The following is a 26,797-nucleotide window of genomic DNA, read 5'->3' on the forward strand; positions in this document are numbered from 1 at the left end:
CACCCCCGCGCGAAGAAGATCCGGCGCCCGTCGCGCCGCGTACCCGCTGATATCCGTGAGCGCGGCAGGCGCCCTCGCCTTCACCGCACTGCCCGCCGCCTTCGCCGCCCCCTCCAGCACGGCGGTGATCTCCGAGGTGTACGGCGGCGGAGGCAACTCGGGCGCGACCCTGACCCGGGACTTCGTCGAGCTGGCCAACGCGGGCTCCGAGGTCTTCGACCTGTCCGGCTACAGCGTCCAGTACCTCCCCGGCACGGCCTCCGCGAGCTCCCAGTGGCAGGTGACGTCCCTCAGCGGCTCCCTGGCCGCCGGCAACCGCTACCTGATCGGCGAGGGCACCGGCACCGGAGGCACCACGGCGCTCCCCACGCCGGACGCCTCCGGCTCGATCGCGATGAGCGCCACCACCGGCACCATCGCCCTCGTCTCCGGCACCACGGCCCTGACCTGCAAGACCCCCGCAGACTGCACGGCCGACAGCCGGGTCCTCGACATCGTGGGCTACGGCACGGCGGTCGTCCGCGAGGGCAGCGGCCCGGCGACGGGCGCCTCCAACACGGCGTCCGTGGCCCGTGCCGAGTCCTTGGCCGACACGGACGACAACGCGACCGACCTCACGGCGGGGACGCCGACGCCGGTCAACTCGGCTGGCCAGACGCCGGATTCGGGCGGCGGAGACGGCGGGGGCGGCGGGGGCGGTACGACGGACCCGGGCACCGTCCGTGTCCACGACATCCAGGGCACCACCCGCCTCTCCCCGTACGCGAACAAGGCGGTCACGCGCGTTCCCGGCATCGTCACGGGCGTTCGTACGTCGGGCTCGAAGGGCTACTGGATCCAGGACCCGGAGGCGGACGCCGACGCCCGCACCAGTGAGGGCGTCTTCGTCTACACGGGTTCGGCCACTCCCAAGGTGGCGGTCGGCGACTCGGTCCTGGTCACGGGCAAGGTCAGCGAGTACCACCCGAGCAGCACCAGCCAGTCGGTCACGGAGATCACGGGCCCGACGGTGACGGTCCTGTCGTCGGGCAACGCGCTTCCCGAGGCCGTGGCCCTGGACGCGACGACTGTCCCGGACGCGTACACGCCGGACGCGGCGGGCGGCAGCATCGAGTCGCTGCCCCTCGAACCCACCACGTACTCGCTGGACTTCTACGAGTCCCTGGAAGGCATGAGGACCACGGTCACCGACGCCCGCGTGGTCGGCGCGACCGACGCCTACGACGAGTTCTGGGTGACGGTGAAGCCGGACGAGCACCCGACGACCCGCGGCGGCACCGTCTACTCCTCCTACGACCAGCCCAACACGGGCCGGGTGAAGGTGGCGTCGCTGGACACGACCGGCCCCGTGGCGAACGTCGGCGACGAACTCTCCGGCACGACGGCGGGCCCCCTCGACTACTCCACGTACGGCGGCTACATCCTCCAGGCCACGCAGCTGGGCACCCTGACCGACAACGGCCTCAAGCAGGAGGTGACCCGCCGCCAGAAGGGCGACGAGCTGGCGGTGGCCACGTACAACGTGGAGAACCTGGACGCGCTGGACGCACAGGAGAAGTTCGACCGCCTGGCGGCGGGCGTGGCCGTGAACCTCAACTCCCCTGGCATCGTGGCCCTGGAGGAGATCCAGGACGACAACGGCGCGACGAACGACGGCACGTTGACGTCAGAGGAGACGCTCACGAAGTTCACCGCCGCAATCCGCGCGGCGGGCGGCCCCCGCTACTCCTGGCGCTACATCACCCCCGAGAACAACACGGACGGCGGCGAACCCGGCGGCAACATCCGTCAGGTGTTCCTCTTCAACCCCAAGCGCGTCGACTTCGTGGACCGCGCGGGCGGCGACGCGACGACGGCGACGAGCGTGGTGAAGACGCGCAAGGGCGCGCAGCTCACGTACTCCCCGGGCCGCATCAACCCGACGAGCGACGCGTGGGACAGCAGCCGCAAGCCCCTGGTAGGCGAGTTCCGATTCCACGGCGAGTCGGTGGTCGTCATCGCCAACCACTTCACCTCGAAGGGCGGCGACCAGCCCCTCCACGGCCGCTACCAGCAGCCGACCCGCAGCTCGGAAACCCAGCGCGCGGCCCAGGCCACAGAGGTGAACACCTTCGTCAAGTCCCTCCTGGCGGCCGACAAGGACGCCAAGGCGGTGGTCCTGGGCGACCTGAACGACTACGAGTTCTCGAACACGGTCAAGACCCTCACATCCGGCAACGTCCTGACCCCCCTGATCACGACCCTCCCCCCGTCAGAGCGCTACACCTACGTCTACGACGGCAACTCCCAAACCCTGGACCACACCCTGACGACCCCCGCGGTGACCCACTTCGACTACGACGTGGTCCACATCAACGCGGAGTTCGCGGACCAGGCGAGCGACCATGATCCGCAGATCGTACGGATCGATGTGAGCCGGTGCCGGGGGCACTGAGCCACGGAGTCACTGAGCCTCTGAGTAACTGAACCTCTGACCGCTCGGCGTGTGCAGAGCCTGCGGGAGCGTCCGTCGTTTCGCTTCCGCAGGCTGCCTGCGCAGGGCAAGGGATCAGCGCCCGATGGAGCCCCAATTGCGCCGCGGGCGCGGGGGCTCAGTGGGCCGTGCGGACGGCACTGGGGACCGAGCCGGCGACACGGGCGGGTTCCGTCGCGCCCTCCGCTCGGAGAACCACTCCCCGACCTCCGTCACCAGAAACATCCCGCTGAGCCCTCCCATCACCACCACCAACCCGACCCCGAACCAGGCGCCGTTGTTCCCCCGTACGAGCTCCCGGGCACTGGCGAAGCCGAGCACGAGACATGTCGCCAGTACAGCCACCGTCCAGGGCCACATGCCAGGTCCCGCGACCGGCGCCTCCCGACGCCCTTCGCTGAAGGCCGCGTACCAGAACCGGCAGCACCACCACACCATGGGACACGACGCCAAGGCGCCAAGGCCGAACCCGGTCCGCCCCAGTCCCGAGAGATCATGTGTGCCGAAGGTCGCGACGCTCAGCGCCGCGCAGAGGAAAGTCCAGAAGAGCAACAGCATGACGCCGACGGCCATGCGGTTCCTGCGACTGCCCCCGAGAGCGTGTGTGGGAATGTAAACGATGATCAGCTCCTGTCTCGCGTGAGTCTCGACGACCCGCACGCGCTTACGGACGTTCCGAACCTAATCCTTCCCACGATCCGCCGATCCGCTCCGGCGCCTCAACGTCTCCGGACGTGTCAGCTTCCAGGTACAACCGACGGCCCCGGACACAGATCGCCAACGTGTCCAGGGCCGTCGCCCGTTCGAGCACGATCAGGACACAGCTCACATCCGCAAGCGCCCCATTCGACCGGACTTGCCCCCGTTCACAGGCAAGTTCGCTCTGGCGAAAACGGGAACCTCACCGATACCGTCAGACTCTTGACTGAACTTATTTCTCACGGGGAGTTCACTGTGAAGCGCCGCACATTGCCCGTTGCCGCCGCGCTGGTCGCGACGGCGACTCTGCTCCTTACCGCCTGCGGCGGCGAAGACGACGGCTCGAAGGGCAACGACAAGATCGCAGGCGCCGACCAGGGGTCGCAGACCCCGAGCGCGTCGGCGTCGGCCTCGGGGGCACCGGCGGAGGACAAGCCGGACGGTGTGGACGTGTCCCTGCCCAAGGACATGAACCTCGTCTTCGACTGGGACAAGCCGAAGAACAAGAACGAGGCGGCAGCGATGGAGGACGCGGCGAACTTCGTCCGCGCCATCTACCGAGGCATCGACAAGCAGACGACCAAGGACGCGGCCCTAGCGGCTTACGCCACCGGCGATGGCCTCCACTACGGGCAAGTGCAGATCAAAAGCAGGATCGACGGCGGCTGGACAGCCACCGGCACTCGCCGCCACTACCAGGCCACCACCCGGTCCGCCTCGAACGGCAACTCGGTGGAGGTCGCGTTCTGCGTGGACTCGGGCAAGTTCTACAGCAAGGAAATCAAGACCGGAAAGGTCGTGAAGAGCAAGTCCAGCATCGCGGACTACGACCACTTCAAGATCATCATGGTCAAGGTTCCCACGGGTGAGGCTCTGTGGCAGGCGTCCGAGGTGTACGTCCAGACGAAGGCAGCGGAGTGCCAGTGAATCGCGCACTGCGGACAGCCCTCAGCACCAGTACAGCCGCGCTCACGCTGGCCTTCGGCGTCCTCGTCCTCACAGAACCAGCCTCTTCCACAGAACTGCCGACAAACGACAAGGGTGGCAAAACAGAGGGGGCCGGCGGCAGTGACGACAGTGGCATCTACGCCACAGCTGAGATCACGTATTCCGGAGCCGTCGCGAAGAACGGCAGCACGGGCAATGTGACGTCCTCTGACGTCAACTGGACGCCCCCGCCCTGCTGGTACGCCCCCTATCTCGGCGCCAAGGACTTCAAGAAGAAGATGTCCGAGGAGATCGAGACCGCCAAGAACACCCCCGGCATGGGCGGAACGGCGGGCTCGGCGATCGGGGAGATGCAGCGCCACTACGAGGACGAGTACGGCTGGACCGACACCCCCGGCTACAAGGACTACAACGTCGACAAGGACGGCGACGGTATGTTCTGGGCCGCGGTGAAGAACCCCGACGAGCCGGACGTACTCAAGCGCAACTCGTGCAACGAACTCCCCTTCTGGGTCGAGAACGGCGACACACCGCCGCCCCGGTACAAAGAGGCGATCAAGCCGGAGATCCTTGCAGCCCTGGCGTACCAGCACATGACACTGCCGGACACCAAGGTCACCCTCGCCCCCGAGGCCACCACCAAGGTGAACCTCCCCACCTGGGCCTGGCTCGACAAGGCCGTCTTCGACGAGGTCCAGGCCACGGCCGCCGTCAACGTCCCCGGCTTCAACATCCAGGCAACGACCACCGCCAAGCCGGTGTCCCTGAAGCTGGAGCCGGGCACGGACGACGCCCAGACCTACCCGGCCTCGGGCGCTTGCACGATCAACGCCGACGGCTCGATCGGCGAACCGTACGCCAAGGGCAAGTCGGACGAGACTCCGCCCTGCGGCCTCAAGTACCTGCGCTCGTCGGGCGACGGCACGTACAAACTCCGCGCCACCATCACCTGGCAGATTTCCTGGACCGGAACGGGCGGCGCCGGCGGCGACCTCCCCGACGGCACCTTCGGCAACGAACAGCCCGTGACCGTCCAGGAAATCCAGGCTGTCAACCGCTGACAGCCCGTGGGAGACACGTTCGAAGGTCCCTATGCGTCCCACCACAGAACGGGACGCATAGGGACTGTGCGCGAGCTCGAAAGCGGCAAGGCCACCCGCCCACGAGAGAACACACGGAGAAAATTTCGATGTCGGACTTGATCGTGGACTACACACTGCTCAGCAATTCCGCGACGCAGCTGAATGAGATCGAGAAAGAATTCAAGGAACTCGGTGAATGGAAGGCTGAAATCACCTCTGTCGTCGGTGCCTCCGAACTCAAGAAGGCCATGACCGATTTCATCGACAACTGGGACGACAACCGAAAGAAGCTCCTCGAGGACCTGGACAGCGTCGGAAAAATGGTCGAGGGAACCCGGGACGCCTTCATCGGCCTCGATGACGAACTCGCCAAGACCGGCAAGAAAAAGAAGTAAGAAGAACCCGATCGCCTACTGAAGCATTGTTCATGGGGGATAAAAAATGGTAAGGCCCAAGGACTGGCATCCGCTACGCGAAAGCGACCCTGTACCCGGGGATCCGGATGGTGTCCGCGACCAGGTCAAGCACATGAAAAAGGTCGCCGAGTACCTGCGCACGCAGGCCAAGGCGCTCACCGCCATGGCGGACGCCGACAATCTCAAGGGTGAATTCGCGGAGAAGCTGTCCGAGAACGCTCGGGGGCTGGGGCGGAAACTCGACCTGGCAGAGGACCGTTACCGCGAGGTGAAGGGACACCTCTCCAACTGGGCTGATGAACTTGAGGAGTTCCAGAAGAAGGCGGACAAGGCGCTCAGCGACGCCAAGGATGCCCAGCAGGTGATCGACAGTCGCAGCACCAAACCCGATGACAAGTCCAAGGACAAGAAGAAGGACGAAGAGGATGCGGGTGATTCCCACAAGGAAGATCCCGTTCTGAAGCAGGCCAAAGAAGACCTCGAGGACGCCCGCAAGCGCCTCAACACGGCAGAGGGCGACTACCAAGAGCGTGCTGGCCACTTCGCCGGCAAGATCCGGTCGTCCATCGACGATGACATGAGGGACAGTTGGTGGAACGACTTCAAGGGATGGGTCGCTGACCAGGAGTGGCTCAGCACTGTCGCCGACTGGGCCAGTTGGATCGCCACCGCCGTGGGCGTCATCGCCATGTTCTTCCCGGCCATCGGTATCATCGCGCTCGTCCTGACCGTAGTGGTCGCCGCCATCCATCTCACTCAAGCGGCCACAGGAAACGGCTCATGGTTCGACGTGGTCATGGATCTCGGCGCGCTAAAAATGGCCCGCAACGGCATCAAAGCAGCAAAGGCCATCAAGGCTCTGCAGCAGGCATCCCGGAAGACCGCCGGCGGTCTCGCCAGCGCAGAGAAGGCCGCACAATCAGCAGCCCGGAACCAAGGAGCCAGGAAAACTGCCACGCGGGCGGCGAGGAAGCGTGGCGGCACTTCTAGCGCGAACCGCCAGAACGCCAAGGCGCGAGTCCAGAAGATGCTGGACAAGAACCGCAAAGCGGGCCAAAAGGCGGAGACCGAGGTACGCGACGCTGAAATGCCGCAGATCTCCGCAAAAGAGAAGGCCAGCGTTTTGGGTGACGCGGAGGTCGGTCAGCAGGTGAAGGACATCAAGAAGTGGCGGGATGCCTACCCTGACAACACCAGCCTCGCGGACAACGCCCGCCAAGCCGAACGCAACAAAGACCTGCTCCAGGGGTCATGGGCCGTCAGCACTGGGCTCGACGCCGCCGACAAGACCGCGGACTCCGTCACCGACGACGGGTACAGCAGAATGAAGGACGGCATGACGGCACCGGTGCCCATGACGTCACAGTGGTGAGGAACGCTCGACGATGACCGATCAGCAGCAACCCGAGGAAACGATCGAGGGCGACCCGCGGGCACAAGGCATCGCTTACGGGCTCGGCGCCGTTAAATGGATCTTCGTGTTGGCACTTGTCCGCCTCTTCGCAGGACCGATGACCAAGGATCTGTTCGACAACGAGCTGCTCCCCATGCCCACATGGGACTGGTCGCTGTTCGCCCTCACTCCGGGAATTCTGGTGTTCCTGTGTCGACGCCCCTCGGACTGGCAACATCTCAGCAGCGAACTCACCATCCTCCGGTGGGCGCTGCGCTTCTACCTGATCTACGGTCTCGCTTTCGCTCTGTTCCAGGGCGTGTGGGTGCTATGGATCGCTGTCGCAGCCGGAATCGGCGGCCTTGTCGGAATTTGGAAACTTGAGCACAGGGAGCCGACGCATGGCCGCTGAAGAGCAGACGAGGACGGCCGCCGTAGCTGGTCCTCCGGTGACTGGCTACCGCCTCCTCCTCCCCGGGCAGTGGGATCAGGTACCTCTGCGGCAGGGCACTGAGGAGGCCATCCGGCGCATCCTGGTGACCGCATTCTCACGTATCCCTGACGACGCGCCGCAGGACAAGATCGGCCCGTACAAGCGTGAGCTCGAGCGGCGCTTCAGGGCAGCTGTCGCCCAAGCCCAAGAAGGAAAGGCTCTGGACCTTTATCTCCCGGTCAAGCCGACGGCGGATGTCAACCTGGGTGCGTCCATCGTCGTTTCGGAGACTCTCCTGCCTCGACACGAGCAGGGAGCGGGGCAGACCGAGCCGACTGAGGTGGCTGTTCAGCTGCTGTCGCGGGACGGAGTCGACAACGCAGATCTGAGCTCAGGCGAGATCGACGGAGCTCTCGCTGTCCGCCGTGAACACGTTGCTGACGCCGACCCCGCGCGCGATGCGGAACTCGCATCGCGCCGCGTGGAATACATCATTGCCGTACCCGACGACCCCGGCCGGTGGTTCGTGGCTGCCTTCTCGACCGTCGGAGGCGGGGACCCGCGCGACGAACTGGCCGACGCTCTCGTCGAATGGTTCGACGCCGTGATGGCGACCTTCCGCTGGAGGCGGGGATGAGCGACTTCTTGCCTGTTATCGACATCGAGGACATCGACCCATACCCGTGGACCGTGCTCCCGCCACGCGGAGGCGAAACGGGCCCCTTCGAAGAGTGGCGCGACATTCAATCCTGGTGCCGGGAGGAAGCCGAGGATCTGTGGCTGGATCGCGAGCTCGACCCCGGGCCGAACGGTGTCGACTTCGTGGCAGGCACATTGGAACGCTGCGCCGAGGCTTTTTCGCCACCGGGTTCGGACCACTGGCTCTTCCTCCATCGCGATCACCCGACCGACCTTCCGCTGCCTGTCATGGCGGCGATCGGTCCGTCGACAGAAAGTCGAGAGGAGACCCTCCGCGCCCTGACCCTCGCGGATGACCAAGACGCTGTGGAGCCTCCGGTCGTCAAGCGCTTCAAGTCCGCCAAGCTCGGTGAGGGACTTACTGTCTTTCGCTACGTGCCGCAAGAAGGTTCCCGACATCTATTGGCCTGTGTCCGTTATGCCTGGCAAGTTCCGGAGTGCGGAGCCGACGTCGTGATCTGGACGGCCACTGAAGATGTCGCACGGATCATGCAGGCCGCGGAGGATTTGGAGGCCCTTGCTCGTTCGCTGGGGATCTACGCGCCGTGAACATCTGGCACCCCTCGCCTGGTGAAACCCTCCTGGCCCGCATCCCGGTCACCTTCGCCACCGGCGCCGCCATGCCCGTCCGAGGCATGCGCTGGTTCCGGGACGTCGAACGCAACGACATCCAGGCGGAGTTGTCCGGCTGGCCCGAAGGGCCGACGTACACGGCCCGGTCCGCCGGGGGCGCCATGGGCCGCGGCGCCCTCACGAACCTCGGGTTCTTCCTCGGCAACGTCCTCGCCGCCATCGTCAGTTCGCTCGCCCCCGGCACCCAGGGGTCGTTCGGTGACGCCGGTTCCAAGACCTCCGACGATCCCGCGAACGAGGTCGACGACTTCCCCGTCCTCTGGGGCGCCCCCGGCACCATCGCCCGAAGCCTCCCCTGGCAGTTGGACCCCGCCCGCAGGGATCAGCAGCGCTACCGCACGCACCTGATCGTCACCGACCGGCGTGTGATCGTCGTAGGGCTGGCTCACCGTGAGCGGGGCGAGAAGCCGCCCGTCGAGGACGTTGTGCTGTGGGAGACCCCGCGGTCGAACATCGCCGAAGTCGTACGGCGGGACTTCAAAGGGGGCGACGACTTCAGGATTCTCTTCGCGGACGGCTCCTGGTGCAGGCTCTCCTCGCACTGGCGGAGCCTCGCCATGGAGTACCTGGTCGATCACCCGGACCTCGTGCCGCTGACGTCCCTGACACCCGCCCAGCGCGAGACCGTCGAAGCCTTCGTCGCCGCTCAGCCTCCCGACGCCTCGCCGCCCGCTGTCACCCGGCACGAATGCGGCTGCTACGGCGTGGAGGTTCTGGCGCCCAGCACCACGACCTCCTTCTACGGCATCCACGGCGAGAGCATGACGATGGATGCCCACGGCGCCGAAGTCGGCATCTCGGGGTACCACTTGGAGGACTGGTCGCCCGAGGAAGTGCGCGAGCTGCGAAGCCAACACGTCCCGGTCGCCCCTTCCTACCGGGACTCTCAGGGCTGAACGCCCGCTCCGTCTCCCTCGTCCCCGTCCGCCGGCACCAACCTCATCCGCCCCGTCACCAGTTCATCCACCACCCGCACGACCTCGTCCGCATCCCGCTCGTCCCACCACGAGACCCACACCACGCACAGGTCATGCACCCCCGGCGGAAACAGGGCGTACTTGATGAACGAGCCCCTTCGCCGACCGAAGCCCAGCCGCCCTCTCTCCGTGTACGTGGCCTGCACACGAGCCGCGGAGCCGTAAGGCAGATCCATGTAACGGACGTCCGGTTCGCCGATGATCTCAGCGTCCGCCACATCCAGGAGCAGCGGGACGACATCAGCCGGCGAAGGCCTCGGCGCCCCCTCCTCCCCGTACCAGTCGGACCTGAGTTCCGCGACAGCCCGCCCGCCCGGCGTGTAATACGCCGCCGCCGAGTTCGACTCACCGCTGTTGAGCGCGAGCGCCCGGCGTCGCAGGTCGCGGGTGAGGGCCTTCGTGCCGACCTCGAGCCTCGCCGGGTCGAAGTACGTCGTCGCAACCGCCGTGGCCGTCGCCCAGGCCTCGACCCAGCCGCCTTCCTCCCGCGTGAGGTCAACCCATCCCGGCTGGAACGCGAACTCGAATACGCGGCTGTCCAGCGGGGCTCCTTCGGCACCGGCAGCGACCTCAGTCCCGTTCTCGCCCACTTCCTTCCCTCCCCGTCTCCGTAAAAGCAGCCGGTGCGGCAGGCGGCACGCATGCACCACCCACCGCACCGGCAACCGCAACACCCGTCAAAGAACGAGCGTCACTTACGAGCCGACTTGGCCAGCTCCTCGTCGATCTGCTCGAACTTGTCCGCGGCGGTCGTGAGGTAGTCCCCCATGCCGTCCAGACCGTCCAGCGTGTCCTTGGTGCCGCGGACGAACTCGTCGAAGTTCTCGTCGAAGGCCTTGGACGAGCTCTTCGTCACGTAGCCGGACTGGACGAGGTTGTTGATGTACTTCTTCAGCCCGTCCAGCTTCTCCTGGAGCTTTTCCTTCTCCTTCACGACATGCTTCGCAGCATCCCGCATGTCCTGATAAGTGACATCAAGGTCCTTGGCCATGTGGCCGCTCCCTATCAAAACGCCGCAGGGCCAACCCCCGTGGCTCCCTGTTTGCAGAGCGATCGGCATCCGGGCCGCCCGGGGTACCGGGGCAGCCGGTGTGATCGTCCGCTCTTGGTGCAGCAGCTTACGGGTGGGACCTGAGGTGTCACATCCCCGGTTGTGAACAAGACGTCGTGAACTCGTGCACACGCCGTTGCCATCGGGAAGCAATCCGCCTCACCGGGCCCCGGCCTCGCCTCCCCGCTCCCCAGTTGTCACACCCACCCGATATCGTCGCTTCCTGCCGTGGCCTGCGTTGCAGAAGCAGCCAGGGGGGCCACAGTGGCCGTGGGGAGGACATAGCGTGCGCCTGACTCTGACCGTCGTCGACCCGTTCGGTGGCGGCACCGCCGATGTCGTGCTCGATGCCGATCCCGAGTCCACCGTCGGGGACATCGCGGAGGAACTCGCCAAGCAGGTCGGGGCCCACGGGGGCGCTCAGGTCATTCCGCTCGGGCTCCAGCAGCACCAGCTCCCCGCCAACAACGCCCCCCTCGTCTACGTCGACGGGTACGGCGTCGATCCCTCCGCCACCGTCGTCAACTCCCCGCTGCGCGACGGCGCGGTCGTCTCCCTCCAGGACCCCGCCGGGTGTCTGCCCGGCGAACCCACCGGCCTCGTCGAACTCCGCGTCGTCGGCGGCCCCGTCGCCGGGTTCGTGCACCGGCTCGGCGTGGGGCGGTACGACATCGGCAGCGGGCCGGCCTCGTACATCCGTATCGACGACCCCGAACTCGACGCCCGCGCCCTCACCTTGTCGGTCGCCACCGACGGCACCTGCCAGGTCACCGTCCACACCAAGGCCGAGAACGACGACGACCCCGCCCCCGTCACCCTGGACGGCGAGGCCATCAAGGAGGAGGAAGGCAAAGAGAACAAGGGCGGCAAGACCGACTGGCCCCTCGGCGGCCATATCGCCGTCGGCAACACCCTTCTCGAACTCTCCCGTTACTCGCCGCCCAACGCCGCCCTCAAGTGGTCCGACGACGGCGTCGGTCTCGACTACAACCGGCCCCCGCGCCTCCGGCCCCCGGACCGGCAGACCAAGTTCCGGCTGCCGTCCCCGCCCCGCGAGTACGAGGCCCGCCCGCTGCCCTGGCTGATGGCGCTCACGCCCCTCGTCGGCGCCATCGTCTCCGTGCTGATCTTCCAGCGCTGGTACTACCTGATCATGGCGGGCCTCAGCCCCCTCCTCCTCTTCGCCAACTACTTCAACGACAAGAAGCACGGCCGCAAGTCCCACGCCAAGCAGGTCAAGGAGTACGAGGAGCAGAAGGAGAAGGTCGAGAAGGACGCCCAGGACGCCCTCGTCGCCGAGCGCACCGACCGGCGGCACGCCATTCCCGACCCCGCCACCGTCCTCTCCCTCGGCACCGGGCCCCGGACCAGACTCTGGGAGCGGCGCCGTACCGACCGCGACCATCTCCTCATCCGGGTCGGCACCGGGCAGATGGACTCGGAAGTCGTCCTCGACGACCCCGAGCAGCTCGACCACAAGCGGCAGGTCACCTGGAAGATCGAGGACGCCCCCGTCGCCCTCTCCCTCCGGTCCCTCGGGGTCATCGGCATGGCCGGGCCCGGCGACTCCGCGCGCTCCATGGGGCGTTGGGCCGTCGCGCAGACCGCCGCGCTGCACAGCCCCATGGACGTGCAGTTCTACGTCCTGAGCGAGAACACCGCGCAGGAGTCCTGGGACTGGACCCGCTGGCTCCCGCACGCCAAGCCCGGCTCCGGTCAGGACGTCAACGTCCTCATCGGCACCGACGCCGAGACCGTCGGCGCGCGCATCGGTGAGCTGACCCAGATCCTCGACGCCCGCAAGAAGGCCGCCGAGCAGAACAAGGGGCAGGGGACCGGCTTCAGCGACCCCGACATCGTCGTCGTATGGGACGGGTCGCGGCGGCTCCGGTCGCTGCCTGGCGTCGTCCGTATCCTCCGCGAAGGCCCCGCCGTCTCCATCTACGCCCTCTGCCTCGATGCCGAGGAGCGGTTCCTGCCGGGTGAGTGCCAGGCGTACGTCGTCGCCGAGCCGCCCGCTCAGGAGTACGACTACCTTCAGCAGGCCCAAGCCCAGGCCCAGCAGCAGGCCGCCGGGGGCTTCCCCTCCTTCCAGGCCTGGCACCACACCACCGAGGACCCCGGCCAGACCCAAGCCGCCGACAAGCTGCGGCTGCGCGTCGAGGAGGCCGGGGCCGAGCGGATCAAGGACGTGCGGCCGGACTTCGTGTCGGCGGCCTGGTGTCTGCGGCTCGCCCGCTCCCTCTCTCCGCTCCGGGACATCAGTGGGGAGACCGAGGACTCCGCCCTTCCCTCCGCCTCGCGGCTGCTTGACGTCCTTCAGCTCGAACCGCCCACCAGCGATGCCATCGTGGCGCGTTGGCGGATGGGCGGGCAGTCGACGATGGCCGTGATCGGTGAGTCGTACGACGGGCCCTTCGGCATCGACATCCGCAAGGACGGTCCGCACGGTCTCATCGCCGGTACCACCGGTTCCGGTAAGTCCGAGCTGTTGCAGACCATCGTGGCCGCGCTGGCCGTCGCCAACACGCCCGAGAACATGACGTTCGTGCTCGTCGACTACAAGGGCGGCGCGGCGTTCAAGGACTGTGTCCATCTCCCGCACACCGTCGGCATGGTGACCGACCTCGACGCCCATCTGGTGGAACGGGCCCTGGAGTCCCTCGGCGCCGAGCTGCACCGGCGCGAGCACATCCTCGCCGCCGCCGACGCCAAGGACATCGAGGACTATCAGGACCTGGTGCGGAGGGATCCGTCGCACGCGCCCGTGCCCCGACTCCTCATCGTCATCGACGAGTTCGCGTCGATGGTGCGTGACCTGCCGGACTTCGTCACGGGTCTCGTCAACATCGCTCAGCGAGGCCGTTCCCTCGGCATTCACCTCCTTCTCGCCACCCAGCGGCCCTCCGGTGTCGTGTCTCCCGAGATCCGCGCCAACACCAACCTCCGTATCGCGCTGCGCGTGACCGACGGCGGTGAGTCGTCCGACGTCATCGACTCCCCCGAGGCCGGGCACATCAGCAAGAGCACACCGGGTCGGGCGTACGTCCGCCTCGGGCATGCCTCGCTGGTGCCCTTCCAGTCGGGGCGTGTGGGTGGGCGGCGGCCGGGTGCCGCCGATCCGGCGGTGCTGATGCCGTGGGTCGGCCCCCTGTCCTGGGAGGACCTGGGCCGCGCCGCGCTCGTCAAGCCCAAGGCCGAGTCCCGTGAGGACGAGGAGATCACCGACCTCAAGGTCCTCGTCGACACCATCCGGGACGCCAACCGCTCGCTCGGCATCCCGCCGCAGCACAGCCCCTGGCTGCCGGCGCTCGACGAGATGCTGCTGCTCGACGACATCCAGGTGCCCGCGTTCTCCGGCGGCCCCGGCAAGCTGGCGCCCGCGCCGTACGGTGTCGAGGACCTGCCGGCCCTCCAGGCGCGCCGCCCCGTCTCCGTCGACTTCGCCTCCTTCGGGCATCTGATGATCGGCGGTGCGCCGCGCAGCGGTCGTTCGCAGGTGCTGCGGACGCTCGCGGGCTCGATCGCGCGCACGCACTCCGTGGCCGATGTGCACATGTACGGCATCGACTGCGGCAACGGCGCGCTCAACGCGCTGACCCGGCTGCCGCATGTGGGCGCGGTCGTCGGGCGTAACCAGACCGAGCGGGTCGTACGGCTCGTCAACCGCCTCAAGGGCGAGATGGACCGGCGCCAGAACCTCCTTGCCGACAAGGGGTTCGCGGACATCGGCGAGCAGCGGGCCTCGGTCGCCGAGGACGAGCGGCTGCCGCACATCGTGGTGCTCCTGGACCGCTGGGAGGGCTGGGTGCCCACGCTCGGCGAGGTCGACCACGGGTCGCTGACCGACGAGTTGCAGACGATGATGCGCGAGGGTGCCTCCGTCGGTATCCACCTGGTCCTCACCGGTGACCGCACGCTGCTGGTCGGCCGGATCGCGACCCTGACGGAGGACAAGTACGGTCTGCGGCTCGCCGACCGCAGCGACTTCTCGGCGCTCGGCATCCCGGCCCGCAAGGTGCCGGAGGAGATTCCGCCGGGCCGTGGTTACCGCAACGAGTTCGGTACGGAGACCCAGTTCGCGCTGCTCTCCGAGGACACGACCGGTCAGGGCCAGGCCGCCGCGCTGGCGGCCATCGGCGAGGCGGCCGCCGCGCGCGACGCCGCCGTCCCGCGCACGCACCGCCCCTTCCGCGTGGACAGCCTGCCGAGCCGGGTCTCCTTCCCGGAGGCCTGGGAGATGCGCGACCCGGACGCGTCCCGCGCCAAGCTGTGGGGTCTGGTCGGCATCGGCGGCGACGAGATCGTCGGCTTCGGTCCGGACCTGGCGCAGGGTGTGCCGACGTTCGTGGTCGCGGGCCCGGCCAAGTCCGGCCGCTCGACGGTCCTGATGAACTTCGCGCAGTCGTACCTGACTCAGGGCGTACGACTGGTGATCGCCGCCCCCCGCCAGTCCCCGCTCCGTCAACTCGACGGAACTGACGGCGTGTTGAAGGTCTTCACCGGTGACGACATCGACGAGGACGAGTTCGAGGAGCTCATGGACGAGGCGAGCCCGGAGGAGCCGATCGTCGTTCTCGTCGACGACGGCGAGATCCTCGAGGACTGCGACGCCGCGAGCCAGTTCAAGAAGCTCGTCTCGCGCGGCGCCGAGCGCGGCCTCGCCATGGTCATCGCCGGTGACGAGGAGGACGTCTGCTCCGGCTTCTCCGGCTGGCAGGTCGACGCCAAGAAGGCCCGCCGCGGCATCCTCCTCTCCCCCCAGGAGACCTCCTCCGGCGACCTCATCGGCGTCCGCCTCAACCGCGGGCTGGTCGGCGGCCAGATCACCCCGGGCAAGGGCATGCTCCACCTCGGCGACGGGGAGCTGCGGACGGTGGTCGTGCCGGGGTGAGCAGCGGTTCGGCCAGGCCGAAGCGGCGGAAGGCGGCAGGGGCGGCGCTGCGGTACGAGCACGTGCCGGGCCGCCCGTCGTCCGGGGCGGGCAAGCGGAGGACCACCGTCGGGGACCGGGTGTTCGGCTGCCTGGTGCTGCCCGTCTTCGTCGCCCTCATCATGCCGCTGGTCTTCTTCGACATGTACTGGAGCCACGACGTATGGGGTGACCTCGCCCCTGCCTGGCCCGGCGGGACCTACGCGTTCGCGGCCACCGTCGGTGCGGTGGCGCCCTTGGCCTTCCTCGCCTGGGCGGCACCGCTCACCCGGATGGAGTGGAAGAAGAGCAAGCAGCGGTCGCTGTCCTGGGCCGCTGCCTCCCTTCCCGGCCTCGCGGCGTGCTACCTGATCGCGGGGGTGATCCACGGCGCCTGGCGTCCCAAGCGGAGCCGACGGCACGGCGACTGCTACACCGAGGGCGGCCCTTGCCGGCTGCACGAGCAGCATCCCGAGGCGGGGCTGGTGGGCCTTGTCGCCACGGTCGCCGTGCTCGCGCTCCTGATCACGCTGTTCGTGAAGTACGGCATCAAGCGCTCGGCGAGCCCCGAGGAGTCGCCCGACTCCCCCACGCCCTCCACTACTTGACCTTCGACAGCCGCGCCTCGGGATTCCCCTCCGCCTCGCTCTCCGAGACGTACTTCAGATCGTCGCCGACCGGGATCAGCCGGACCGTGTGGGCGGCCGGGTTGCAGCCCTCGTGGTTGGACTTCGCGCCGACGGAGGTAGCGATCAGCTCCGTCTTCGTGACCTGCTTCAGGGTCAGTACGTCGTTGCAGACGCCGCCGAGGATGTCGGTCTGCTTGAGCTTGCCCAACTGCTCACCCACGGCCACCTCTTTGACCGTCAGCCGGAAGGTGCCCATCGGGATGCCGGAGCCGGTGGCCTGGCCCTCCCAGGTGCCGAGGTAGCGGTCGGGGACGCCCCCGGGGGCCGTGTCCTCCGCGCCGCTGCTCTCGCCCGGCGCCGAACTCGCCGTCTGCTGCGGCGAATACGCGTCGGAGCTGCCGGCGTTGGTGTCCTTGTCGTCCTTGGGCAGCAGGTCGAACAGGAACACCGACCCCACCGTCACCGCCGCCAACGCTCCGGCGACCGCGAGCGCCACCGTGCAGCTGAGCCGACGCCCGCGCCCGCCCGCGCCCGGCACGGAGGTCGCCGCCACGGAGACGGAGAGCTTGCCGGGATGGTCGCGAGGGACGTCCGTGTCGGACAGCACCGGCACCGCATCACGCGGTTCGGGCACCACCGGTACGACGGGCGCCGCGACCGGCATGACCGGCGGCGGTCCAAACTCCCCCACGGTCGGCAGCACCGCAGGCGCCCCCACCACAGGACTGCTGAACCCCACCACCCCCGAAGCAGCGACCCCCGAGACCGCGCCTCCCGAGACCGCGTCCCCCGAAGCCGCACCCCCCGAGACCGCGCCCCCTGAACCACCGACCCCAGAAGCCCCCGAGGCACCCGAAGTCCCCAAGGCCCCCGAATCCCCCGAACTCCCCCCACCCACCTCCAGATTCAGCAACTGCACCGCGCTCCGGCTCACCCGCTCCACCAACGCCCCCGGCAGCCACCCACCCGCCACCAGCCGCGCCGCGCCCTCCGGAGCGAGCCGTCGGGCCACCTCGCCCGGGCTCGGCCGTGCCCCCGGCTCCTTGGCCAGGCACTCCGCCACCAGCTCCCGCAAGTCGCCGCCCAGCAGCCCGAGTTCGGGCTCCTCGTGGACGACCTTGTACAGGAGGGCGGCCGACGAGTCGCCGGGGAAGGGTGACTCCCCGTTCGCCGCGTACGCCAGCACCGCGCCCAGCGAGAAGACGTCCGCCGCCCCCGAGACGACCTTGCCCAGGATCTGCTCCGGGGACATGTATCCCGGCGAGCCGATGGAGACGCCGGTCGACGTCAGGGAGGCCGTGCCGTCCGTGGCGCGCGCGATGCCGAAGTCGATGAGGAGCGGGCCGTCCAGGGTCAGCAGCACGTTGGACGGCTTCACGTCCCGGTGGACGAGGCCCAGTTGGTGCACGGCGGCCAGCGCCTCCGCGAGCCCCGCCCCCAGCGCCCGTACCGAAGGCGCGGGCAGCGGACCGTCGTCGGCGACCGCCGCCGTCAGGGACGGGCCCGCCGCGTAGGCCGTGGCCACCCACGGCACGGCCGCGTCCGGGTCGGCGTCCAGTACGGGAGCCGTCCACGCGCCGCCCACCCGCCGCGCCGCCTCGACCTCGCGGCGGAAGCGGGCGCGGAACTCCTCGTCGAGCGCGAAGTGCGGGTGCACGACCTTGACGGCGACCGTACGGCCGCCGGTGTTGCGTCCCAGATAGACCCGGCCCATCCCGCCGGAGCCCAGCCGGCCGAGCAGCCGGTAGGGCCCGACGGCGGTCGGCTCATCGACTCCGAGTGGCTGCATGACGCCCACCCTCCCCCGTGCGGCCGTCCGGACCCCGTCCGACTCGGCCGGGACCCCGTAAGACTCAGATGCAGATTACGGCTGAAGCAGTTCCACCTTCACGTCCGCCGGGAATCCCGTCGTCGGCCCGACCCGGCGGGCGAACTCCGCGACCGCCTCCAGCTGCGGGCCGCCGAACCGGAAGTCGAGGGTGGTGAAGTACTGCTCCAGGACCTGCTCGTCGAAGGACTCCCAGCGGGCGGCCTGCTCGGCGACCTTGCCGACCTCGTCGAGGGAGAGGTTCCGGGAGGCGAGGAAGGCCTCGTGGACCCGGCGGGTGATCACCGGCTCGCGCTCCAGGTAGTCCCGGCGGGCCGCCCAGACGGCGAAGACGAAGGGCAGGCCGGTCCACTCCTTCCACAGCGCGCCGAGGTCGTGGACCTCCAGGCCGTACTTCGGCCCGTCGAGCAGGTTGGCCCGCAGCGCCGCGTCGCCGATGAGCACCGCCGCCTCCGCCTCCTGCATCATCAGGCTGAGGTCGGGCGGGCAGGTGTAGTAGTCGGGCTGGACGCCGTACCGCTCGGACAGCAGAAGCTGCGCGAGGCGTACAGACGTTCGAGAGGTCGAGCCGAGGGCGACGCGCGCGCCGTCCAGCTCGTCCAGCGGGGCCTGCGAGACGATCACGCAGGACATCACCGGGCCGTCGCAGCCGACCGCGATGTCGGGGAAGGCGACGAGGTCGTCGGCGTTGCGCAGGAACTCGACGAGGGTGATGGGGCCGATGTCGAGGTCGCCCTGCACGAGCTTCTCGCTGAGCTTCTCCGGGGTGTCCTTCGTGAGCTCGAAGTCGAGGAGCGTGCCCGTTCTCGCGAGCCCCCAGTACAGGGGCAGGCAGTTCAGGAACTGGATGTGGCCGACGCGCGGCCGGGTGCGGTAATTGTCCACATCGTGAGGCTAGACCCTGGCCGCTGACATACGATTGCCGCCCCCGCCGTCAACCCGACACGAGCGAGATCAAACATCCGGGTGACGTGATCTTGACCTCTATTGCTTTCGGCTGCCCACATGCTAGGCTCGCCGCAAGTTGCAGTTTGGTTTCCCTTGCAGTACAGAGCCTGCGGAGCATGTAACCGCAGGCTCTAGTCGTTTTCAGACGTATGCAGTTGTGCAGCACTGTTTTCACAATCGCAGGTTCTGGAGCAGGGCAACCCTTTGGGCCCAAGGAGGGCTTATGGCTACCGGAACCGTGAAGTGGTTCAACGCCGAAAAGGGCTTTGGCTTCATTGCCCAGGAGGGTGGCGGCCCGGACGTGTTCGTCCACTACTCCGCCATCAACGCGAACGGCTTCCGTTCGCTGGAGGAGAACCAGCAGGTCTCCTTCGACGTGACCCAGGGCCCGAAGGGCCCGCAGGCGGAGAACGTCACCCCCGTCTGAGACTCCTGAGTCTCTGATCCGGACCTGAGTGCAGTACCCAAGGAGCCCCGCGCCGCAAGGTGACGGGGCTCCTGCCTTTCCCCGCACGGGCCTAGATGTGCTGCATGACCAGCACGAACGTCGTCCCGGGGGCGAGCGCCTCGTACGAATGCGGCACATCGCCGCGATACGCCATGTAGTCCCCCGGCGCCAGCTCGACCTCCTCGCCCACCGGCCCCGCCCTGACCTTCCCCGTGCTCACGATCAGATGCTCGTACGTGCCCGGAATGTGCGGCTCCGATGTCCGGGCCGCGCCCGGTTCCGCACTGATGCGGTAGATGTCCCGCCGCGCCCCGGGCGGGCTGGAGGACAGCAGCGTGCCGACGTAGTTCGCCTGCTCGGACGCCACCGAGGGCCCCTGCCCCGCCCTGATCACCTGCACGGGCGGCGCCGGCGGCTCCACCAGCGCGCTGAACGGCACCCCCAGCGCCACCGCCAGCGCCCACAGCGTCTCCACGCTCGGATTCCCGCCGCCCGCCTCCAGCTGGGACAGCGTGGACTTCGCGATCCCGGCCCGCTTGGCGAGCTCCGAGAGCGACAACCCCGTACGTGTGCGCTCGCGACGCAGCGAGGCGGCGATCCACTCCAGCGGAAGACGACTGTCGGGCATGTTCGTTCGCTCCATCGGTACGACTGTTCGCCTTGACGAACGCGACTCTTCCTGTTCATTGTAGAGAACATGCGTACGGCAGAGCGAACACCTCAACGCGGCCTGGTGCGGGACGCCTCCCTCGTCTGGCTGGCCAGCGGTGTCGTCGGTGTCTCCTTCGGCGCGATCGCGGTCGCCGGCGGCCTGCCCGTGTGGGTCCCCGTGGTGATGTCCCTGGTCGTCTACGCGGGCTCCGCCCAGTTCAGCGCGGTCGGCGTCCTCTTGGCGGGCGGCGGCCCGCTCGCCGCCGCGGCCACCGGCCTGCTCCTCAACACCCGCACGGCCGCCTACAGCCTCGCCGTCGCGGAAACCCTCGGCCGAGGCCGCTGGGCCCGGCTCCTGGGCGCCCACCTCGTCACCGACGAGACGGTCGCCTTCGCCCTGGCACAGTCCGATCCGGTACGGCGTCGTACGGCGTTCTGGGTCTCCGGGCTCGGGCTGTTCGCCGTATGGAACACCGGCGTCCTGGTCGGCGCCCTCGCCGGCGACGCGATCGGCGACACGGCCCGCTACGGCCTGGACGCGGCCTTCCCGGCGGTCCTGGTGGCGCTGGTCCTCCCGGCCCTGCGGGCGGATTCCGCCGTACGACGATCCGCGGCCCTCGGCGCCTGTCTGGCCCTCGCCCTCACACCCGTCGCCCCGGCGGGCGTGCCCGTGCTGCTGGCGCTGGCCGGACTCCTGGCCTTCGGAAAGGGGCGCACGGCATGAGCGCGACCGTCGCCATGATCCTGGCGCTGTCGGTGGGGACGTACGCCTTCCGGCTGGTGGGGCCCGCGCTGCACGGACGGGTCGAACTGTCGGCGCGGGTCCAGGAGTTGCTGTCGGCGGGCGCGGTCGTCCTGCTGGCCGCCCTGCTCGTGACCGGGGCGCTGACCGAGGGCGGCGGGTTCGCGGGGTGGGCGCGGCCTGCGGGAGTGCTGGTGGCGGGTGTGCTGGCCTGGCGCCGGGCGCCGTTCGTGGTGGTGGTGCTGGGGGCGGCCGGGACGGCGGCGGTGCTGCGGGCGGTGGGGGTGGCGTAGGGACGGCGGGAGCGGGGTTGTCAGTGGGGGGTTTTGTAGCGTCCCCGGCCATGACCGACTCCGATTTCCTGACCCGTACCCGGGTGTTCTACGACACCGTCGCCGAGGACTACGCCGAGCGGTTCCGTGATCCGTTCGCGGACGCGCCGGTGGAGCGGGCGATCTTCGCCCTGTTCGCCGAACTCGTCGGCGCCGGTGGTGCGGTGGCGGACCTCGGGTGCGGGCCCGGCCGGGCGACTGCCCGTCTCCGGTCGCTGGGGCTGGACGTGTTCGGGGTCGATCTCTCAGAGGGGATGCTCGCCATCGCGCGGCGGGAGAATCCGGACCTGCTGTTCGTGCGGGGGTCGATCCTGGAGCTGGACGTGGCGGACGGGGCGCTCGCCGGAGGGGTGTCCTGGTACTCCTCCATCCACACCCCTGTGGAGGAACTGCCCGCGCTCTTCCGGGAGTTCCGGCGGGTGCTGGTGCCGGGCGGCCATCTGCTCATCGGCTTCCAGGTCGGCGACGAGCCGAAGCGCCACGACAAGCCCTTCGGGCACGACGTGATCCTCGACTTCCAGCGGCGGCAGCCCGAGTTCATCGGCGGCCTGCTGGAGGCCGCCGGGTTCGAGGTCGTGTCCCGGACGGTACGGGCGGCGCAGGGCACGGAGGTGACCCCGCAGGCGTTCCTGATCGCCCGCGTGCCGGGGGCCGCTGTCTAGAGGGTGCCCGCGATGTCCTTCGCCGCGATGTAGCCGAAGGTCATCGCCGGTCCGATGGTCGAGCCCGCGCCCGCGTAGCTGTGCCCCATGACGGCGGCGCTGGCGTTGCCGGCGGCGTACAGGCCGGGGACGATCGTGCCGTCGCCGCGCAGGACGCGCGCGCGGGCGTCGGTGACGAGGCCGCCCTTGGTGCCCAGGTCGCCGGGGACGATACGGAAGGCGTAGTACGGGGGCAGCCACAGGGGCGCGAGGCAGGAGTTGGGGAGGACGGAGGGGTCCGTGTAGTAGTGGTCGTAGGCGCTGTCGCCGCGGTGCTGGTCGGTGTCCTTGCCTTGCAGGGCGAGGGAGTTGAAGCGGGAGACCGTCGTGCGCAGGGCCGCGGGTGCCACGCCGATCGCGGTGGCGAGGGCGTCGACGGTCCAGGCCTTGTAGGCCGCCCCCGAGCTGTACCAGTTGTCGGGGAAGGCGAGGGTGGGGCTGACGTCCTTGAACAGGTACCGGTTGCGGTAGTTCTGGTCGACGATCAGCCAGGCCGGGATGTCGGGGTCGGCGGGGTTGCGGTCGTACATGATGTGGACGACGTCGCTGTAGGGGGCGGCCTCGTTCACGAACCGTCCGCCCGCCGCGTTGACCATGAGGCCGCCCGGCAGGGTGCGCTCGGCGAGGCAGAAGTAGGGCTGGCCGGGGAGCGGGATCGCGGGTCCCCACCAGGCGTCCTCCATGAGGGCCAGGGCGCCGCCGGCCCGCTGTCCGGCGCGGATGCCGTCGCCCGTGTTCTCCTTCGCGCCCACGGTCCAGTCCGTCCCGATGGGCTGCCGCTGGTACTGCGTGCGCATGGCGAGGTTGTGCTCGAAGCCCCCGGAGCCCACGACGACGGCGCGCCGGGCGCGGTAGAGACCGGCGGGGGTGACGGCCCCGGTGACGGTGCCGCTCTCGACGAGGAGATCGGTGAGGGGAGTGTTGAGCCTGACCGGGACGCCCGCGTCCAGCAGCCCCTTCCTCAGCCCACCCGCGAGCGACTGCCCCATGGTGAGCGGCTTCTGGCCGAGCGTGAGGGCCTTCGTCCCCCGCGCCAGACACTCGGTCGCCACGGCGAGCCCCTTGGCGCTCACCGCGGCCAGGGTGAGCCACTTGTAGTCGGCGGAGAACACCACCATTCCGTCCGGGACTTCCATGTACGACGGGTTCAGATGGGCGAGTTCGGCGCCGAGGACGTTGCCGTCGAGGTAGTCGGGCTCGATGGAGCGCCCGTTGGGAAGGCCGCCCGGCAGTTCGGGGTAGTAGTCGCTGTACCCCTCCATCCAGCGGAAGCGGAGCGGGCTGTTGGCCATGACGAAGGAGATCATGGCGGGGCCGTGGGCGAGGAACGCCTTTTGCCGGGCGGCGGGGACGTCGGCCCCGACGACGGCGGCGAGATAGGCGGCGGCCTTGGCGGGCGTGTCCGGGACGCCGGCCGCGAGGATCACCGGGTTGTTGGGGATCCAGATCCCGGCACCGGAGCGGGCGGCGGAGCCGCCGAAGGTGGGCGCCTTTTCGAGAACGACGCAGCTCAGCCCCTGTTTCGCGGCAGTGAGCGCGGCGGTCATCCCGGCCGCGCCGGAGCCGATGACGACGACGTCGTAGGTGCCGAGGAGAGGGACGTCGGCGGCGTCGGCGGACTGAGGGACGCCTGACGCGGCGAGAGCGAGCCCGGCGGCGGCCGAGGTGCCGATTACTTGTCTTCGGGTCGGGTTCATGGGGCCACTCCCACATTCTGATGGTGTGTCAGAAAGGGGAATGTTGCGCGGGGACCATGTGAAGTCAAGAACCGTGCTGATGAGTTGACGACACCAGGACCGATACGCAGTCCCGCCAAGCCGGTTCGCTCAGCAGGGGGCGGAAGCGGGTGAACAGGCCGAGGAGAGCCGGGCCGTGGCGGTCGAGGAAGGCGGGGTCCTCGGCGGCGAGGTCGAGTTCGTTGGCGGCGGTGAGGTCGGCGAAGTCCTGGCGGAGAGCCGGGGTGGGGGTATGCGTTCGGCCGGTGAAGCGGTCACGGAAGGGGGCGGCGAGGGTCGGGTAGGTCGCCTCGCGGTCGCAGCTCGCGTAGAAGTACACGATCGACTCGGCCTCTTCGCCGATGGCTGCGACGAGGTCGGTGCGGCGATCGAGCGGGAGCAGGGGGTGGGGGAAGCCGTCGGTGCCGTAGAAGGCGTGGCAGAGGCCGGCGAGCTGGAGAGCGGGGCGGGCGTTCCAGGTGGCGAGGCGGATGCGTACGCGGTGGAGGTGGGCGAGGAGGGTCCCGCCGGGGTGCGCGGCGTGTTCGGCGCCCAACTCTCGGAGAAGTGCGTCTGCTTGGCCGAACAGCTCGTCGTACGCCATGAGGGATCCCTTCCGGTGGGTGGGTCGGCACCCGCTCCGTCCCGGGGTGGAGCGGGTTGCCGCCCGTGGGGCCCTGGAGTTGATCGTCGTACACCATCAGAGCCCAGTCAATCCTTGGGATTTATGCATGGACCCAAGTGCTAGCTTGGGTCTCATGACCCTTGATGACCTGCGGGTGTTCGTGGCGGTGTGCCGGGCCGGGAGTCTGAGCGCGGTGGCGCGGGAGCTCGGGTGCACACAGTCCGCGGTGAGCCAGCATGTGAAGCGGCTGGAACGGGAGACGGGGGTCGCGCTGGTGGAGCGGCAGCCGCGGGGCGTCGTACCGACGCAGGCGGGCCGGGTGTTGGAGGCGGCGGCAGCCGAGGGGATCTCCGGGCTCGACCTCGCCGTACGGCAGTTGCGGGATCTGGTCGACGGGGCGAGCGGGTTCGTGCGGGTGGCGACGGGCGCGACGACGGTCCGGCACTTCATGGGGGACGCGGTGGTGGAGTTCCGGCGCCGCCATCCGCGGGTCAACCTCGAGTTCCGGACCGTCAGTTCGGGACGCGGCAGCTTCGAGGCGCTGGCCGACGGGACGCTGGATCTGGCGTGGATCACGCTCGGGCCGCCGGTGCGGGGGATCGAGCAGCGTGCGGTGGCGGAGCTGCCGTGGGTGCTGGCGGTACGGGCGGACGATCCGCTGGCGGAGCGGGAGCGGCTGGGAGTCGCCGAGCTGGCGGACGTACGGCTGATCCGACTGCCTCCCAACTCCGCCTCGGCCGCCCAACTGGACGCCTCATGCGCGGAGTCGGATGTGCGGCTTGCCTACGACACCAACGTGGCCGACTGGGACACGGCGTTGTTGCTGGCCGAGTTGGGGGTGGGGCGGGCGGTCGTTCCGGAGCTGTCGGGGCTGGCCGCTACGGGGGACCGCCTTCGCCTGATCCCCTTGCCGGATCTGCGCCCGCTCCCCGTGGGGTGGGCCGTACGGCGGTGGGACGCGCTCAGTCCGGCGGCCCGGGCGTTCGCGGACATGGTGGAGAAGTTCCGTCGGACACCCGGGCGGTAGCGGCGGGAGCCTGGCGTTCCTGTAAGGGCTGTTTTCTCGCCCCCGCCGCCCTGCTACTGCGGGAACGCGGCCACCACGGGCAGTTCCTTGGAGCCGGTGCCCGTGACGCCGGAACCTGTACCGGGCAGGAACACGCTCGGGTCGTAGTAGTTGCTCGACACCAGCAGATCCTTGTCGCCGTCGCGGTCGATGTCGCGCAGGCGGACGTCCTGGCCGAAGCTGCCGTACTCGCTCGGGCTTCCGGGGACACCGGCGCTCGCGCGGGTGAACCACTGCGAGTTCGTGCCCGTGAGACCGGACCTGGAGCCGCGCAGGATGTGCACGCCGCCCGCGTTGTCCTGAGAGCTGACCGTCTCCTCGGGTACGCCGACCGCCAGGTCCGGGTAGCCGTCGCCGTTGGTGTCGCCGGCGGAGAGGCTCTCGCCGAAGCTGTCGTTCTTCGTGGCGGCCGTGGCCACTCCCGAAGTGGACTGCGAGACGCGGTACTTCGTGGCCGGCCCGGTGCTGCCACCACGCCACACGACCACCGAACCGGCGCGATTGTTGTACCGGGTGTCGCTGACCGCAAGGTCCCCGTAGCCGTCCTTGTCGAAGTCAGCGACGACACCGGTCGGGCTGTAGTCGGGCTTGGAGCTGTTGACGATCGTCCGCTTGCCCGGCTTGATCGTGGAGCCGCCGCGCAGGAACCAGGCGTCCTGGGTCATCTTGTCGTCGTGGTAGCCCTGGCCGAGCAGGAACAGGTCGGTGGCCTTGTCCTTGGTGACCTTGCCGGCGACCAGGCCGGTGGGTTCGAGGATGTCGCCGGCGACATGCTTGGTGACCGAGCCGGTGCTGCCGGACTTGGCGAAGCCGCCGCGGTAGACGTACACCGTGTCGATGCCGTTGGCGACCGCCAGGTCGGCCTTCCCGTCACCGTTGAAGTCACCGGTCTCGATCTGCTTGCCGAAGCCGTAACCGGCGTGGGCGGTGACCTTGAGACGGACCGCGCCGGTGCCGGAGAGGCCGGACTTCGCACCCCACAGGATCGTGACCGCACCCGCGCTCGTCTTGGTACCGACCTTCTCGGTGAAGTCGGCGACCGCGAGGTCGGCGTAGCCGTCACGGTTGAGGTCGGCGGCGGCCATGTCGTCACCGAAGGCGTCGACGTAACCGCCCGCGTCACCGGGCGTGCCCGGGATACCCGCGCTGGCCTGCGTGAAGGTCTTGGTGGTGGTGCCGGGACCGGTTGCCGTCCCGTACGTCACGACGACCCCGCCGCTGAGGTCGCCGGTCACGAAGTCGCGGTAACCGTCGCCGTTGAAGTCGTCGGCGTACTTTGCCGGGGTGGCGGCGGTCGCGGTGCCCACGGAGAGGGTGAGCAGCCCGCCGGCCGCCAGGGCGACGGCCGTGGCCGAGGCGAGGGCCGGGCGGAGGGTGGTGCGCGTGAACATGCGTC

At 69.0% G+C, this 26,797-nt stretch carries 24 protein-coding genes; 16 read left to right on the forward strand and 8 right to left on the reverse strand.

Annotation, left to right across the window (positions count from 1 at the left end):
• Nucleotides 1-46 precede the first annotated feature (46 nt).
• The 9 genes from OG866_RS18500 (at nt 47) to OG866_RS18540 (ending at nt 9,672) form a co-directional block, all read left to right on the forward strand.
• Nucleotides 47-2,434 (forward strand): lamin tail domain-containing protein, encoded by a 2,388-nt coding sequence (locus OG866_RS18500; RefSeq protein ID WP_443063646.1) that lies wholly within the window; start codon nt 47-49, stop codon nt 2,432-2,434.
• A 993-nt stretch (nt 2,435-3,427) separates the two neighbouring features.
• Nucleotides 3,428-4,099, forward strand: coding sequence for a hypothetical protein (locus OG866_RS18505; protein WP_329336048.1), 672 nt, complete (start codon nt 3,428-3,430; stop codon nt 4,097-4,099).
• On the forward strand, nt 4,090-5,181 hold the full coding sequence (locus OG866_RS18510; protein ID WP_443063537.1) for a hypothetical protein: 1,092 nt from the start codon (nt 4,090-4,092) through the stop codon (nt 5,179-5,181). The genes OG866_RS18505 and OG866_RS18510 overlap by 10 nt, the downstream gene beginning before the upstream one ends.
• Nucleotides 5,182-5,309: 128 nt before the next feature.
• Nucleotides 5,310-5,597 carry a hypothetical protein gene (locus tag OG866_RS18515; RefSeq protein ID WP_329336053.1) on the forward strand — a complete coding sequence of 96 codons (288 nt, stop codon included), beginning with the start codon at nt 5,310-5,312 and terminating at the stop codon, nt 5,595-5,597.
• A 46-nt stretch (nt 5,598-5,643) separates the two neighbouring features.
• Nucleotides 5,644-6,990, forward strand: a complete 1,347-nt coding sequence (locus tag OG866_RS18520; protein WP_329336055.1) for a putative T7SS-secreted protein — start codon at nt 5,644-5,646, stop codon at nt 6,988-6,990.
• 13 nt (nt 6,991-7,003) lie between these two features.
• Nucleotides 7,004-7,423 (forward strand): hypothetical protein, encoded by a 420-nt coding sequence (locus tag OG866_RS18525; protein ID WP_329336057.1) that lies wholly within the window; start codon nt 7,004-7,006, stop codon nt 7,421-7,423.
• Complete coding sequence (locus tag OG866_RS18530) at nt 7,413-8,081, forward strand: hypothetical protein (protein ID WP_329336058.1); 669 nt, start codon at nt 7,413-7,415, stop codon at nt 8,079-8,081. The genes OG866_RS18525 and OG866_RS18530 overlap by 11 nt, the downstream gene beginning before the upstream one ends.
• On the forward strand, nt 8,078-8,692 hold the full coding sequence (locus tag OG866_RS18535; protein WP_329336060.1) for a hypothetical protein: 615 nt from the start codon (nt 8,078-8,080) through the stop codon (nt 8,690-8,692). Before OG866_RS18530 ends, OG866_RS18535 begins: the two co-directional genes overlap by 4 nt.
• Complete coding sequence (locus tag OG866_RS18540; protein ID WP_329336062.1) at nt 8,689-9,672, forward strand: hypothetical protein; 984 nt, start codon at nt 8,689-8,691, stop codon at nt 9,670-9,672. The genes OG866_RS18535 and OG866_RS18540 overlap by 4 nt, the downstream gene beginning before the upstream one ends.
• On the opposite strand, the gene OG866_RS18545 is transcribed toward OG866_RS18540, so the two are convergent.
• A complete protein-coding gene (locus OG866_RS18545) occupies nt 9,663-10,343 on the reverse strand; it encodes a hypothetical protein (RefSeq protein ID WP_329336064.1) in 681 nt (226 codons plus the stop codon). The two genes, OG866_RS18540 and OG866_RS18545, sit on opposite strands and share 10 nt — an antisense overlap.
• Nucleotides 10,344-10,444: 101 nt before the next feature.
• Complete coding sequence (locus OG866_RS18550; RefSeq protein ID WP_063826091.1) at nt 10,445-10,744, reverse strand: WXG100 family type VII secretion target; 300 nt, start codon at nt 10,742-10,744, stop codon at nt 10,445-10,447.
• A gap of 346 nt (nt 10,745-11,090) precedes the next feature.
• Here OG866_RS18550 and OG866_RS18555 point away from each other — a divergent pair, with 346 nt between their 5' ends.
• Together OG866_RS18555 and OG866_RS18560 are read left to right on the forward strand one after the other, a co-directional pair.
• Nucleotides 11,091-15,698: an FtsK/SpoIIIE domain-containing protein gene (locus tag OG866_RS18555; protein ID WP_329336069.1), complete on the forward strand. Its 4,608-nt coding sequence runs from the start codon at nt 11,091-11,093 to the stop codon at nt 15,696-15,698.
• Nucleotides 15,695-16,324, forward strand: a complete 630-nt coding sequence (locus OG866_RS18560; RefSeq protein WP_329336071.1) for a hypothetical protein — start codon at nt 15,695-15,697, stop codon at nt 16,322-16,324. Before OG866_RS18555 ends, OG866_RS18560 begins: the two co-directional genes overlap by 4 nt.
• Here the strand turns inward: OG866_RS18560 and OG866_RS18565 are convergent.
• Nucleotides 16,317-18,134, reverse strand: a complete 1,818-nt coding sequence (locus tag OG866_RS18565) for a serine/threonine-protein kinase (RefSeq protein WP_329336073.1) — start codon at nt 18,132-18,134, stop codon at nt 16,317-16,319. The genes OG866_RS18560 and OG866_RS18565 overlap by 8 nt on opposite strands.
• Nucleotides 18,135-18,209: 75 nt before the next feature.
• Complete coding sequence (locus tag OG866_RS18570) at nt 18,210-19,058, reverse strand: menaquinone biosynthetic enzyme MqnA/MqnD family protein (protein WP_329336075.1); 849 nt, start codon at nt 19,056-19,058, stop codon at nt 18,210-18,212.
• Nucleotides 19,059-19,344: 286 nt separating this feature from the next.
• Between OG866_RS18570 and OG866_RS18575 the strand changes: the two genes are divergently transcribed.
• The gene (locus OG866_RS18575) at nt 19,345-19,548 is read left to right on the forward strand and encodes a cold-shock protein (RefSeq protein ID WP_007490911.1); all 204 of its coding nucleotides are present in this window, start codon (nt 19,345-19,347) and stop codon (nt 19,546-19,548) included.
• A 91-nt stretch (nt 19,549-19,639) separates the two neighbouring features.
• Here the strand turns inward: OG866_RS18575 and OG866_RS18580 are convergent, their stop codons facing one another.
• Entirely contained in the window at nt 19,640-20,197 is a 558-nt protein-coding gene (locus OG866_RS18580; RefSeq protein WP_329336077.1) for a helix-turn-helix domain-containing protein, read from the reverse strand.
• A 69-nt stretch (nt 20,198-20,266) separates the two neighbouring features.
• Between OG866_RS18580 and OG866_RS18585 the strand changes: the two genes are divergently transcribed.
• Genes OG866_RS18585 through OG866_RS18595 form a run of 3 tightly spaced genes read left to right on the forward strand, consistent with a single transcriptional unit; the run spans nt 20,267 to nt 21,956 of the window.
• Complete coding sequence (locus OG866_RS18585; protein ID WP_329336079.1) at nt 20,267-20,944, forward strand: AzlC family ABC transporter permease; 678 nt, start codon at nt 20,267-20,269, stop codon at nt 20,942-20,944.
• Nucleotides 20,941-21,255, forward strand: coding sequence for an AzlD domain-containing protein (locus tag OG866_RS18590; RefSeq protein WP_329336081.1), 315 nt, complete (start codon nt 20,941-20,943; stop codon nt 21,253-21,255). The genes OG866_RS18585 and OG866_RS18590 overlap by 4 nt, the downstream gene beginning before the upstream one ends.
• Before the next feature lie 50 nt (nt 21,256-21,305).
• Nucleotides 21,306-21,956: a class I SAM-dependent methyltransferase gene (locus OG866_RS18595; RefSeq protein WP_329336084.1), complete on the forward strand. Its 651-nt coding sequence runs from the start codon at nt 21,306-21,308 to the stop codon at nt 21,954-21,956.
• Here OG866_RS18595 and kstD read toward each other — a convergent pair.
• Nucleotides 21,953-23,692 (reverse strand): 3-oxosteroid 1-dehydrogenase, encoded by a 1,740-nt coding sequence (kstD, locus tag OG866_RS18600; protein ID WP_329336086.1) that lies wholly within the window; start codon nt 23,690-23,692, stop codon nt 21,953-21,955. The two genes, OG866_RS18595 and kstD, sit on opposite strands and share 4 nt — an antisense overlap.
• A 64-nt stretch (nt 23,693-23,756) precedes the next feature.
• Nucleotides 23,757-24,314 carry a DUF6817 domain-containing protein gene (locus tag OG866_RS18605; protein ID WP_329336088.1) on the reverse strand — a complete coding sequence of 186 codons (558 nt, stop codon included), beginning with the start codon at nt 24,312-24,314 and terminating at the stop codon, nt 23,757-23,759.
• A gap of 154 nt (nt 24,315-24,468) precedes the next feature.
• Between OG866_RS18605 and OG866_RS18610 the strand changes: the two genes are divergently transcribed.
• Nucleotides 24,469-25,362, forward strand: coding sequence for a LysR family transcriptional regulator (locus OG866_RS18610; protein WP_329336090.1), 894 nt, complete (start codon nt 24,469-24,471; stop codon nt 25,360-25,362).
• A 53-nt stretch (nt 25,363-25,415) separates the two neighbouring features.
• On the opposite strand, the gene OG866_RS18615 is transcribed toward OG866_RS18610, so the two are convergent.
• Nucleotides 25,416-26,792 carry an FG-GAP and VCBS repeat-containing protein gene (locus OG866_RS18615; RefSeq protein ID WP_329336092.1) on the reverse strand — a complete coding sequence of 459 codons (1,377 nt, stop codon included), beginning with the start codon at nt 26,790-26,792 and terminating at the stop codon, nt 25,416-25,418.
• Between the last annotated feature and the right edge of the window lie 5 nt (nt 26,793-26,797).

Source organism: Streptomyces sp. NBC_00663, from assembly GCF_036226885.1.
Classification (GTDB): Bacteria; Actinomycetota; Actinomycetes; order Streptomycetales; family Streptomycetaceae; genus Streptomyces.